Source organism: Sorangium sp. So ce128, from assembly GCF_051525245.1.
Lineage (GTDB): Bacteria > Myxococcota_A > Polyangia > Polyangiales > Polyangiaceae > Sorangium > Sorangium cellulosum_B.
Genome location: NZ_CP150313.1, coordinates 12,453,936 through 12,467,020, shown reverse-complemented (window position 1 = coordinate 12,467,020; position 13,085 = coordinate 12,453,936). Strand labels below are relative to the sequence as shown.

Annotated in this window: 4 protein-coding genes and 1 tRNA gene; all 5 read right to left on the bottom strand. The window is 74.7% G+C overall.

Translation table 11 applies throughout. The annotated features are described in order from the left end of the window. Positions 1–62: 62 nt before the first annotated feature. The 5 genes from WME82_RS47185 to WME82_RS47165 all read right to left on the bottom strand — a co-directional run bounded on the left by WME82_RS47185 (position 63) and on the right by WME82_RS47165 (position 12,965). Entirely contained in the window at positions 63–452 is a 390-nt protein-coding gene (locus tag WME82_RS47185; RefSeq protein ID WP_438040674.1) for a hypothetical protein, read from the bottom strand. Positions 453–1,194: 742 nt separating this feature from the next. After that, positions 1,195–1,276, bottom strand: a tRNA-Leu gene (locus WME82_RS47180). A gap of 223 nt (positions 1,277–1,499) precedes the next feature. After that, the gene (locus WME82_RS47175) at positions 1,500–2,732 is read right to left on the bottom strand and encodes an ATP-binding protein (protein ID WP_438040673.1); all 1,233 of its coding nucleotides are present in this window, start codon (positions 2,730–2,732) and stop codon (positions 1,500–1,502) included. Positions 2,733–2,789: 57 nt separating this feature from the next. Then, positions 2,790–4,565: a carboxypeptidase-like regulatory domain-containing protein gene (locus tag WME82_RS47170; RefSeq protein WP_438040672.1), complete on the bottom strand. Its 1,776-nt coding sequence runs from the start codon at positions 4,563–4,565 to the stop codon at positions 2,790–2,792. 483 nt (positions 4,566–5,048) lie between these two features. After that, positions 5,049–12,965: a hypothetical protein gene (locus WME82_RS47165; protein WP_438040671.1), complete on the bottom strand. Its 7,917-nt coding sequence runs from the start codon at positions 12,963–12,965 to the stop codon at positions 5,049–5,051. Between the last annotated feature and the right edge of the window lie 120 nt (positions 12,966–13,085).

Sequence of the window (13,085 nt, the reverse complement as noted above, 5' to 3'; positions counted from 1 at the left end):
GGGCGCTCAAACGCCTGTGCGCTGCTGCCGTGCTCGCGGGTGCGACACCTGACGAGGGCGCCTCAGGCGCGCGGGTGTCGGGGTGGCCGTTCGAGGCGGTGAGGGAGGCTGCGCCCTGGCATTTCCGGCAGCGTCGACGCGGCGATCTCGTACGCCTCCAGGAGGATGTAGGGCAGCGCGGCGCCGACGGACAGCGTCATGGGGATACGGCCACAAGCGCAGTCGCTGCAGCTGGGCGGACAGTCCTCGTGGGAGCTGTCCGGCGCCGCGTCCTCCTCGTGATGGGCCGACGACGCCTCGAGCATCGGGTGCTCGCAAGCGATCGTCATGCCGAGCGCCTGGAGGGTGTGGCCCTGCGCCATGAGACCGACGACGAGCAGCACCGGGAGCGCGGCGCGGATCCAGCGAAGGATCGCGCTGCGGTCACGATGGGGTCGCCGGAGGCGGAACATCCGATGCGAGCGTGGGGGAGGACCAGACGGGCGTCAAGGAAGGCGTTCGATCGAGCCCGACCAGGCCGCTCGGCGACCGATGCAAGCCTGTGCACGCCGTCGACGCGCGCCCGAACGAAGGATTGAGCAGGAATGCGCACGACACGGTCATCGTGGCACCCCGGACTCCACGCTGGAACATGCTGAGTGGACCCTCCACGAACAGCATGGGTCCGCGTTCAAAGCGCCCCTGCCGCGGACACCTCGCGCGCACAACCGATGGATCGATTGGCGTCAACGCCAGTGCGATAGGGACATGCACCATCGTCCGTCTCGAGCGAGTCTGCGAGGATCACCTGGATCCGACAGCCAGCGAGAAGCCTCGGGGGCAGCCGCCGAAACAACACGTCGGCCAACCGCTCGGAGGAGCCCTGAGGGCTCCCAGGCGCGCTCTCCTGTGCATCCCCGGCGCGAGCTCGTGTGACATTCGCCCCGAACAGGCGGTCTGTCGCACGCCCCCCGGAGCGCCACTCCCCACGCGCCATGTGCTGCCCGCATGCATCGCCGTGCGTCCAGCTGGGCGCAGACGAGCGCTCAGCGGTGCCAGGGCAAGCCGTCGAGACTCAGACGCGCGCTCCGAAACCGGGCGGCCCCGTCAAGACACAAGGGCAGCGCCACCGGTACCGCACACGAGCCGAGGCAATGCGCTCAGCCATGTGTGCACAAGGAGTGGAGAATGAGGCGTCGAGAGAGAGACAGGGAGTGCGAAGGGGGGGACTTGAACCCCCACGGTGTTACCCGCTAGCACCTCAAGCTAGTGCGTCTGCCAATTCCGCCACCTTCGCGAGTGCGGTTGCGGGACGGAACCTACCCAGCTGGCCGGGGAAGTCAAGCTAATCCTCACAACGTCGTCACACGGCGCAGCGCCCGCGCTGATCAGCCCGGCGCGGCGGCCTCGCGGCCTCGACCGATCGCCGGTTGCCACGGCTGCGCGCGCGACCGGAGCGCGCACCCGAGGAGCACGCCCGCACCGCGCGGAGCGCTGCGCGCACCTCGCCCGCGGGCTCTTCAGCGGACGAGCGCCTCGACGATCTCGCGGATCTCGAACGGCTTGCGCACCCAGGAGACGCCGGCGTTCGCAGGGAGAGGATCGGCGCCGGCGCTGCCGGACATGACCACGAGCCGCACGTCCGGGTTGGCCCTGCGCACGGCGGAGACGGTGCCGAGGATGTCCTGCTGGATGGGCGAGATGTCGAGCAGCGCAGCCTGGAACGGCCCGGAGGCGAGGGCCCCCGGGAGCTCGACCGCGCTCTGCACGCTGACGATGCTCGCGCCGCGCGCGGTGAGCGCCGTGTCGAGCAGATCCACCACCGCGTCGTCGTCCTCGACCACCAGGATCCTGACGCCATCAAGGATCGTCCCGTGCTGCGGCGGCGACGTCATGTTCCGCGGCACAGGCGGCTTTTCCTCGCCTCCTGCTTCGCCGGGCGGGGCGTCGGCGGGCGGCGTGTCCTCGACGGGCCAGCGCAGCTCGAAGCGAGCGCCTTCCTCCGAAGGCACGAGCGCGAGCGCGCCGCCGGCAGCGCTCGCCAGCGCTGCGGAGTGGCGGAGACCGATGCCCGCTCCGCCAGGCCGCGTCGAGACGCCGGAGCTCAGCAGCGTCGCTCGGCGCGACAGCGGGACGCCGGGCCCCTGGTCCGCGACGCCGATGACGACCGCGGCGCCCTCCAGCCTGGCATCGACACGGACGGACGAGCCGCGGGGCGACAGCGCCACGGCGTTGAGCAGGAGGTTCGTCAAGATCTGCACGACCGCAGCGCCGTTGCTCACGCCGGTGCGCGCGACCGAGGGCTCGATCACCGCGCGGAGCGCGATCGCCGAGCGGCGCGCCTCCGGCTCGAGCCCCATCACGGCGTCGTCGATGACGTCGGCGATCAGGCGCGCCGGCTCCCCCAGCGGCCTCGACGCGACCTCGCCGTCGCCGGCCGGACGCCCCTCGGCGCCGATGGCCCGCCGGATCAGGCGGCGAGCGTCGCGGGCGCGGGACGCGGCGACGCCGAGCGCGCGGCCCAGCTCGGGGCCTTGCTCGCCCTGCGCGCGCTCGATGCACCCCACGATGACCGTGAGCGCGTTGGAGACCTCGTGCAGCGCGATCGCGAGCTCCTGCGCAGACGGAAGCGAGGTCCCGGTCGCGCGCTCCTCGTCGGCGCGCTGGCCCAGGTCGCCGCGCAGAGGAGGCGCGAGGGTCAGGCCATCCTCGGTTGAAGGCTCCGATGTCCCACCGCGCGTCGGCTGCGCCACGGGCGTTAGCCTATCTCGCTCCGCGCTGAGCTGGTACCGCCCTTTTTCGCTCCGACTTCACCGGGACATCGATGGGGGGAGTGGCAGTACATAGGAGCCATCGGCCGCCGACCGGGTCTCGCCGATCTGGATGCCCCTCGTCTCCGGCGCTGTCGCGCCCTGGACCGGCAGCCAGGCCACGACCGTGGCGTCGCCGAGCCGGGCGCCCGACGCGTCGCGGACGACGCCCTGGAGCACGGCCGGGAACGAGATGGCGAGCTCGAGGTCGGTGACCGCGGCGTCCATCGCAGAGACCGTTAGGCGCGGCCTGACGAGCCACGGGAAGGCGGAGCCGGGCGTCGGGCGGACCGAGAAGTCGAACTCCCCTGGGTCGATGCCGATCGAGAACGCGCCCTCACGGAGGACCCCGGACGCCTGCCGGGGCAGCAGCGGCCCGGGCGTCAGCACCTGGCCGATGTAGGGCGTGACCTGGCCGCGGGCAGGGACCGCGAACACGCTGGCGCCGTCCATCAACTCGCCCATGGGCCCCTGGACGCGGCCGCGCAGCGTCCCGGCCTCGGGGATGACGACCGACTGACCGCAGTAGCAGTCGTCGCCGGCGGCGAACTTGAGCGGCTGCTTGACGGCCGCCTTGGTGGTGTCGTTGATCGGCTGCGCGAAGAGGACGTACTCGCCTGGCGGGAGATCGGCACGGAAGAGGCCGTTCGCGTCGGTCTCGGTGTCCAGCTTGTAGGCGGCGGTGGGCGCCCTGTCGATGACGGCGCTCTGGATACGGACGGCGGAGAGCACCGGGTTGCCGTTCACGTCGAGCGTCTGACCTTCCACGCGGCGCGCCGCCGCGTCGAGCTGGAGGAGCGACAGGTCCAGGTTCCCCGTGGAGCCCTGGAGCGCGAGCGCAGCGAGCTCCCAGTAGACCGTGGGCCTCGGCACGCCGTCCTTCGGACGCAGCCGGATGAGCGGGCTCCTGTCCTTGTCGGTCCAGTAGAACTTCACGCTGAACCCGACCTGCGTCGCGGTCGCCGGCGGGTCGGGCTCGGCCTGTTCGAGGAGGCCTACCTGGGAGAGGACGCTGCCTGTCACCGGGTCGACGAGATCGAGCTTCCACCCGTCGACGCGAACGCCCTCAGGCACCTGCAAGCTGCCCTGGAGCACGGCGGGCGCCTCGGCGTTGATGCCGAGCGTCCACTGCTCGGGGACCACCTGGTTCGGCAGGAAGATCGGCGGGGGGATGTCGTCGAGGCAGTCGGCGCGCGCCTGCGGCATCAACGAGATGTGGTAGTCGCCTGCGGGGATCGAGAGCTGGAATCTCTGGCCGTCGATGCCGTCCGGCTCCGAGAGCGTCGAGTAGCTCTGGGTGGGCAGGCCCAGGATCGGCGCGATGCGCCGGAACTCGACCTTCACAGGGAACTGCCCGCCGGTCAGGGGAGGCAGCCCGCCGGTGCGGTTCTCGCAATAGGAGCCGCCGAGGCGCACCGTGGCCTTCACGCTCGCGGGCATGGGGATCGTGAGATCGACGGAATGCACCTGCCCGCCAGGGTCCTGAGGAGGGAAGCCGCTCGCTGCATCGATGGCGAGGAGATGGGAGACCTCGGCGCCCAGCTCGGGCGAGGCGCGCGGCCGGATCTCGAGGATGAGCCCGTCGAGGTTCGCGCTCGTCGAGACGCACGCGCGTTGCCCGCTGACATCGGCGCAGGTCGCCCCCGGGCCGCACTCGACCGACCTGTCGCAGGCGTTCAAGGGGGCGGAGTCCGCCATTTCGAGGGGAATGCCGCAGGCCACCGAGGTCGGTAGGCAGGCGAGCAGCGCGGCGCACACGACGTGTCGCGCGCTCACGACGCCCTCCTCGCCAAGGACGCAGCGCGCGCAGCGCGGAGCAGAAACCGCCCCCGTGGCGGTGCGGCGGGAGAGCGCCGCGGCTCCGCGGAGACGCCGGCGACCGGTGGCCGCCGAGCTGAGGAGAGCGACACGCGGAGCCCGAACGGGTCCGCACCCGAGCAGGCGCAGGGGAAAATCACACCCGAACGAGAAGGCGATGTTCGTGCCAACCGACAGACGGCGTTCCGGGCAGCGTGTGGCGTGCATCCGCTCGACAGGGCGCCGCGCAACCAGCGGCGGCGCTGTGACAGCGCTGTCGCGTCGAGACGGATGCGCCGATGCGGCCACCCCGCAATCATCGCAACCAGGCGAAGCGCGGACATGCACACGGGAAAGCTCGGGTGAGACGGGATACGACCGGGCTCCGGTCGGCGCTGCGGGGGCGCGAGGTCTGCGAGGAACATGACGCCACCGACGTCCGCGCAGCGGGTGCCGCGGCGCCTATGTGCCTGCACGGAAGCGCGAGCTTCCCGTGTCGACCCGCCGGAGTGAAGGCACCGTACCAGGCTGCCATCGCGCTTCGGCGTACTCCATCCGCGTCGCGAGGCGTACGAGATCGGCGATCTCGGGGACCGCCGCGCAGGCAGCGGCGAGCCCTTCGGGGTCGGAGAGCGGGACCGCCAGCTCCAGGCCGCGCTCCTTGAGGGTCGCGCGCACGGCCGTGGCGACGTTGCCCGCGGCGAAGAGGCCAGCGCGGCGCATCGCGGTGCGGGTCGTCTTGACGGCCCCCTCGTAGGTGATCTTGTCGGCGCTGTCGCAGATCTCGCGGAGGCGACGCTCTGCGCGCGGGGGGATGAGCTGCCAGAGGTTCTGCTCGAGCCGCACCACGGCCGGATTGCCGCGGGCGCTGTGCGCGGTGGCCTCCAGGGGCCCGAACGCGGCGACGATGGCGGAGAGCAGCGTGCGGAGCTCATCCTCCGAGCTGGTGTTCACCAGGACATGGTCGGGCATGGCGCCAGCGAGCTGAGCGCCGAGCAGGTAACGCAGCTCGGGGGTGTCCTCGCGGACCTCGCCCCGCAGCAGCACGGCCGGCGGGTTGACCCGGACGACCTGCCCCTCCGGCGGCGACGGAGCAGGCAAGGGCGCGCGCTGGTGGAAGAGCGCGGTGCGCAAGAGGCCAAGGTGAGCGGCCATGACGCCGTAGATCTCCCCGAGGAGGGTGGGCGATGTCGGCTGGATCCGCTCGGAGGGGACGAGCCCGGACTGGCCTGCGTCGCGGCGGTAGAGGCCCGTCTCCCAGACGATCGCGAGCGCCTCGTTGACCGGCGATTCCAGATCGCGGAAGAGCAGCGCGCTCACGAGCTCCGGCGCGTCGCGCTGCGCGGCGAGGGGCGGCGGCGTGACGACGCCCTCGCCGGGCCGATCGGACGGCTCGTCACCGTCGAAGGCGCGCAGCACGTGCTCGATGGCGCGGGCGTAGGTCATGTTCTTGTCGGCGATCGCGGCCGCCTGGAGGCGCTCCAGGGTGCCCCGATCGCCGAGGCGCAGGTGGGCCTGCATCCGTCGGACCGCCAGCGCCTCCCGGGAGCGATCGTCGCGCGGAGCGAAGCTCTTGATGAGCCGCTCGCCGGCGTCGTACGAGCCCGCGGCGAGCTCGCGGAAGAGCGCTGCCTCCTCGAAGCTCTCGGCCGCGGACGGCGACCACGCGGCCACGAGCCGCGTCGCGGAGGAGGGCGGCTGGATCGACGCCGGGGCGGAGACCGGGGGCCCGGGCTGCGGCGCGCCGGCGCTGGAGCGGCCCGACGCGGCGCCGCCGCGCGCGGCGTTGCTCTCCGCGGCACCTGACACGGCGCTCGGTGACGGCGCCGGCGAGGCGGCGGTGCTCGCCGCCCCGTCGAGCAGATCGTCGTCCGACACCGCGGGAGAGGTGGATTGCGACGGGTCGTCGGCGATCAACCCCTCGTCGAGCGGGTCGTTGAGCTCGACGAGATCGATGTGCTGGTTGCTCGAGGCAGGCGCGCCGCCGCTCGACGGCGCGCGGCTGCTCGCCGGCCCGACCCCGCTCGACGGCGCGCGGCTGCTCGCCGGCCCGACCCCGCTCGACGGCGCGCGGCTGCTCGCCGGACCGACCCCGCCCAACGGCGCGCGGCTGCTCGCCGGACCGACCCCGCTCGACGGCGCGCGGCTGCTCGCGGGTCCGGCGCCGTTCGCCGCCGACGCAGCGCTGGGCGGCGCCTCTGGTGCCGCCTGGACCGGCTCCGCCGCGGCTGCCCGGAGCGTCGCAGCCTGGGGTACGTCCTCGGGAGGCAGGGTCGCCCGCTCGCTGGCCAGCTCGGCGTTCAGCTCGGCGATCTTCAGCCCCAGCGAGCGATCCGAGCCCGCGAGCGCCGTGGCCTGCGAGAGGATCTTCGCTGCGCGATCCGGGTCGCTCGACACGTGCAGGCGCGCGAGCTGCATCAGCGCCCGCGCGCGATCGATCCCCGAGCTCTGCGCGGCGAGCTCTTCGAGCGCCTTCCGGGCGGCCTCGGGCTCACCTCGCGCAGCCGTGAGCTCCAGCTGGCGGCGCAGCGCCAGCGTGCGCGTCTCCGGCTCCGCCGCGGCCTCCTCGAGCAGGCGCGCGGCCGCCTCGAGATCGCCGGCGTTCTGAGCGGTCTCGGCGGCGGCGAGCGCGACCCGACCGCGCGCGCGCATCCCCTGGAGATCGCCGCCGAGCGCACGATCGAACAGCGGGAGGGCGGCAGAGAAGTTCCGCTTCAGGGCCAGGCGCTCCGCCATGCCGAGCGCGACCAGCGTGCTCGGGCCGACCTCGGCGTGGCGCCGGGTCAGCTCCCGCATACCGGCGCCGTGGCCCTGGATGACGTCGAGCGTCTCGGCGAGCAGGAACGCGTGCAGGTCGACGTGCGCCGGGCGCAGGCGCGGCGCGATGCGGCCGAGCTCCTCCACCGCGGCCTGCGCGTCGCGCGGCGTCCCGGTCCCGCGCAGGCGATACTCGATGCGGCGCGCCTCGAGGACGGCGTCGGGCGACTCCGGGGCGAGCTTCACGGCGCGGCGAGCGCGCTCGAGCGCCGTCGCGTCGTCCCCGAGCATCGAGGTGGCGCGCGCCGCCTCGACCAGCAGCTGCGCGCGCCGGTCGGGGGCGTCGCGCGACGCGCTGGCGAGCTGATCGAGCGCCGCGGCGAGCGCGTGGCCGTCCCCCTCCCGGCGGGCGATCTCGACGCGGAGCTCGATCACGGCCTCGCGCGGCGCGATGCGAGCGACGCTCTCCAGCGTGTCCTTCGCGGACTCGACGTCCCCGCCGCCGAGGTAGCTGCTGCACGCGCGGAGGCTGTACTCGGCCCGCTCGTCGGTGGTCGTCGCGAGATCGCCGAGCCTGCACCAGAGCGGGGCGGCGCGGAGCGGCGTCCCGAGCCGCTCGTGGATGTCCGCGAGGAACCTCAGCGCGCTCACGTCGTCCGGTGACGCCGCGAGCAGGGCCTCCAGCTCGGCGCACGCCTCGTCGAGGAGGCCGAGGCGCTGCTCGAGCAGGGCGGCGCGCCGGAGCCGCAGCGCGCGCCGCGTGTCCGGCAGCGGGGCCGCCTCGATGCGGCGCGCGAGGAGGGCGGCGACCGCGGCGTGATCGCCGCGGTCGCTCGCGTCCTGCTCGACGACCTCGACGGCGTGCATGTCGGTGAGATCCAGCCGGGCGATCGCCTCGTAGAGCGCCACCGCGGCGCCGCGATCGCCGAGCTCCTGGGCCAGCGGCGCGAGCTCACGGAGCACGACCAGCCGCTCCTCGTCGCCGCTCAGGATGCCCTGGAGGCGCGTGAGCACGTCGAAGAGCCGCTGGCGATCGTCGGTGCTCCGCGCGAGCCGGATGAGCTCGTCGATGTGCGCCTTGTCGAAGGGCGTCCTCTGGGCGGCCTCCATGAGGAGCTCCACCGCGCCATGGAGATCGCCGCCGGCGGCGAGGATGCCGGCGTGCTCGCGCGTCAACCCGAGGCGGACGGCATCCGGCAGATCGATGCGCGCGAGCTCGGACTGGACGAGCGTCTCGAGATCGGCGCTGCGACGTTCGGCCGCGTACAGCCGGCGCAGCCGGGTGACCACCTCGTTGCGCGTCTCGCCCACGAGCTGCCCGCCGGCGAGCGCCCGCTCCAGGGCGACGGTGGCCTCGGCGCGCTGGCCCTCGCGCTCGTGTTTGTCGGCGAGGTGCAGCAGCGCCTCGAGGCGCCGCGCGACCGGCAAGGCGTCGTCCAGCGAGCGCTTCAGCGCCTCGTCCCCGCTGGCCTCGACGGCCCCCTCCGCCTCGTACGCGAGCGCGTCGTCCTCCGGCGCGCGCCGGGCGGCCTCCACGAGCAGCGCCGCGGCGACCGGCGGCACGTTCAGGGCGCCAGCGAGCTTGCTCGCCCACCTGAGCAGGCCCGGACCGACGCTCGAGTGCGGCCTCATCGCTGCGGCGTACACCGCCGCGACGAGGTGCGACGCCGGCTCGGTCTGCCGCGCGAGCTCGCCCACGATGTCGAGGAGCGTCTGGAACTCGTCGACGTCGCCGTCGGCGAGCATCGCGCGCTCGATCGCGGCGAGCGCGAGCGCGGGCGAGTCGAGGACGGCGACGGCGATGCGCGCCATCGCGAGCCCCGCGCGGGCCCCCTCGGGGCCGTCGAGCTTCGCGATGCTCGCCTTGACCGCGCGGTCGAAGCGGATGGCCTCGACCTCCGGCTGCCCCGTGCACGCGATGAGATCGCGGATGGCCGCGCCGACGTCCTCGACGAGCGCCGCATCCGGGCGTACGACCAACGCGCGGAGCAGGATGTCGAGGCGCAGCCGGAGGCCCTCCTCCGTGCGGCCGGTGAGGGCCGCGGCGCGCTTCAACCACGCGTTGCGCGACGCCGGATCGGCCGTCGTCGCCACCCGCTCGAGCGCGCGCACGGCGTCCGACGGCTCGCCGACGTGCTCGGCGAGCCGAGCGAGCAGCACGTACGAGGTGCCCTCGGTCGGGACCGCCTCGAAGCTGGCCACGGCGTGCGCGAGCGCGAGCTCGAACGCGCCGCGCCTCTCCAGCTGCCGCGCCGCGCGGTAATGGGCGGCGCGGCGGCCGTAGCAGCCCAGGGCCGCGTCGGCGAGCAGCCGGTAGGTCTTGTCGAGGACGACGACGCCGCCGTCGGCGTCCGCCGATTTCTCGACCAGCGCGACGGCGTCCGCGCGGAGGGGATCGAGCTCGATCGCGCTCGCCGCCGCGGAGAGCGCGCGCTCGGGCAGGCCGTGCTCGTGCGCCAGGTTGGCGGCCTCGATCAGCAGGTTGGCGCGCCTGCGCCGCTCGGGCCCGACGTCGCCCGACCACCTGTTCTCGTCCGCGGCGGGCTGCGCTCCCCTCTCGCTCCGCGCCTCCGCGGCGCGCGCGACGATCGCCTCGATCGCCGCGTCGACGCCCGCGAACTCGCACATGTCCCGCGCGTAACGCTCGGTGCCGCCGCTCGGCGCGAGCTCGCTCGCGCGGAAGAACGCCTCCTCGGCGCCCCGGTGATCCTCCGCCAGGTCCCAGCGCAGGCTGCCGAGCTCACGCCACGCGGCCGCGGCCTCCGCCGCCGCGCCGGCGCCCTGCGCGGTGAACGCCCGGGCCTTCGCCTCGGCCAGCGCGATGGCGCCGTCGGAGCTGAGCCCCTTCGCGTCGAGCAGCGACGACTCGAGGCGCTGGACCCGCGCGAGGATCTCGTGAGGATCCGCCTGCACCGCGGCTGCGCGCGCGAGCTCCTGCGCTGCCCCGTCCGGATCGCCGCCGTCGAGCCGGCAATCGGTGAGCATGAACATCAGCTCGGGGGCGTGCGCTGCCGTGATCTCGACGGCCAGCCACCGCTCGAGCACGGTCACCGCGAGGTGAGGGTCGCCCGCCCGGCGCGCGAGCTCCAGCAGCCGCTCGCGCAAGAGCGGGTTCTGCGGGCCGAAGACGTCGAGCGAGCGCCTCGCGAGCGCCGTGCCGCGCTCGGGATCGAGGTCGTAGAGGGCGTGCAGCGCGCTCGCCAGCGCCGCCGCCATCTCGCCGAGCGGCTTGGGCTGCGCCAGGATCCACGCGAGCGCGTCCGAGAGCCGGGCCGCGTCGCCGGCGGCCGCGGCGCGGCGGATGAGCTCCGCGGTCGCCTGGGGGCACCCTGGCCGCAGCGCGAGCCAGCGCTGGGTCCACGCGAGCGCGAGCGGCAGCTCGCCCAGCGCCTCCAGCGCCCTCGCGAGGCCGTCGCAGAGCGCGCCGCGCGGGAACACCGTGGTGATGGAGCGCTCGATCGCGGCCGCCACCGCCCGGTCGACCTCGAACGGAGGCGCCTCGCCGGCCTCCGCGGCGGCGGCGAGATCTGCCGTGAGGATGGAGGCGAGCGTGGCCACGGCGCGCGCGGACGACGGATCGGCCTCGCAGGCGAGCAGCGCGACCTCGCGCGAGGGCGCCGCCTCGCGCGCCCGCTGCGTCCGGTGGTAGAGCGCCGCGGCGATCGAGAGCAGCACCGCGCGCAGCGCCGGCCAGACCGGCGCGGCGAGCTGCACGAGCGCGTCGGCGCGCTCCCGCAGGCGCCCGGTCCGCGTGGCCAGCACGAGCGCGGCGCTCGCCGCGCCGCGGTGCCCCGGGGCCTCGCCGAGCAGCGGCAACACCTCGTCCAGGGCGCGGGCGTCCTGGCCTTGCCGCCGGGCGATCGCCGACAGGAGGAGCCTTACGCGCACCAGCTCGACCCGCGTCAGCGAGGCCGCGCGGATCGCCTCGGACCTCGCGGAGCGCGCGCCCTCGGCCTCCGAGGACGCCCGCGTCGCCTCGGCCAGCCGCGCGCGGAGCAGGGCGTCGAGCGCGGCGCCTCCCCCGGTCCGCCGGCTCAGCCGATCGAGCGCCAGCAGGCAGCCGCGGTCGGCCGGCAGCGCCCGCGAGAGCCCCACGAGCGCCTCCTCGTAGGCCGCGCGCTCCTTCGGGCGGCCGCGGTAAATCACGACGAGCCGGCGGAGCGCGTCGATCCGCCCCTCGGCGGTGTCCGCGCCGCGGAGCGCGCGCTGCGCCGCGGCGAGCGCCTCGTCCTGCCCCTTGAGCCGATCGGCGATCCGCTGGAGCCCTGCCTCGGCGTGCGTCGGGTCGCCGCCGACGTCTCTCAGCGCCTCGAGCGCCCAGCGCGCGAGGCCGGGGTCGCCGATCTTCTCTTCCGCGAGGCGCGCGAGCTCCGAGAGCGCGTCGATCCGCCCCGCCGCGTCCTCCGTCGCCCTCGCGTCCGAGCCCTCGCCGATGCGGATGAGCGCCTCGACGAGGGGCGCCATGTCGTGCAGCGTCGCCGCGTGGTCGCGCAGCGCGGAGCGCGCGGCGGCGCTGCCGGAGTCGCTCGCCGCGGCCTCGATCCAGGCCTCCACGGCGCGATCGGGGCTCGCGAGCGGGCCAGCGTGGAGCCGCGCGAGCGCCACGTACGCCTCGGCCCTCGACGCCCCGACCCGCTGCTCCGCCCTGAGCTCGATCCGCGCGGCCACGAGCTCGTAGAGCCCCGCCTGCTCGAGCACCTCGTCGATCGCGCGGGCGGCGTCGCCGTCGATCGCCCCGTCGAGGCCCGCGTCGAGCACGCACCCGACGGCGCGCGCCCAGTCGCCCTCGCTCGTCGCGCCCTGGAGCCGGTGGCCGTGCACCTCCATCGCGCGTCGCAGGGCGGAGGGGCCAGGGGCCTCGCCCTCGCCGCGAGGCGCCCGCGCCGCGAGCGCGTCGGCGTGCGTCCGGAGCACCTCGTCGGCCGCTCCCTGCCGGCTGCGCAAGAAGAGCGCGGCCGCCATGGCCTTGGCGGCCATGTCGTCGTGAGGCGCGATCTCGAAGGCGCGCAGGCGATCCTCGAACGCCGCCTCCCGCTCCCGCGCGGCTTCGCGCCGCTTGGCCGCCTCCAGGTACGCCTTCGCCGCGGCCGCGGGGAACACCTCGTCCGACGCCCAGGCCGCGATCGTGCCGAGCAGCTCGCTCGCCATCGCGTCGTCCGGGGCGAGCTCGCTCGCCTCTTCGAGCGCGTCGACCGCGCCCGCGACGTCGCTGGCGCGCGCGAGGAGCACGGCGATCTTCACCAGCATCCGCGCCGTCGCGCCGGGCGGCTGCGCGTCGTCGCGGAGGCCGCGCAGCGCCGCGGCGGCCAGGGCTGGCTCGCCCAGCCCGGCCAGCCAGCCGGCGAGCTCGCTCCTCATCGCCGGGTCGTCGCCCAGCGAGAGCGCCCGGCGCGCCAGCACCGTCGCCTGGTCCAGCTCGACGCCGCGCGCGGCGAGGATCCTCGCGAGGGCGAGGGCTGCCTCGCGCTCCCCTTGCGCGTCGCCGGCGGCGCGGCGCTCGTCCACCCGCGCGCGCCAGTAGGCCTCTTCAGCCCGCGGGCCGCGGTGGCGCGACACCGGCGCGATCGCCCGGGCCCCTGCGAGGACCAGCTGCCCCGCAGAGGCGGGCCCGGCAGGATCCATCAGCTCCGGCGAATGCAGCGACCTCCTCGCGCCCGACGCTGATGCTGCCCGATCCGGAGGTGAAGAGCTCATTTCGGCGACCCGCTTCGGGTATGCTGAACCCGCCCAGCCTACCAGAAC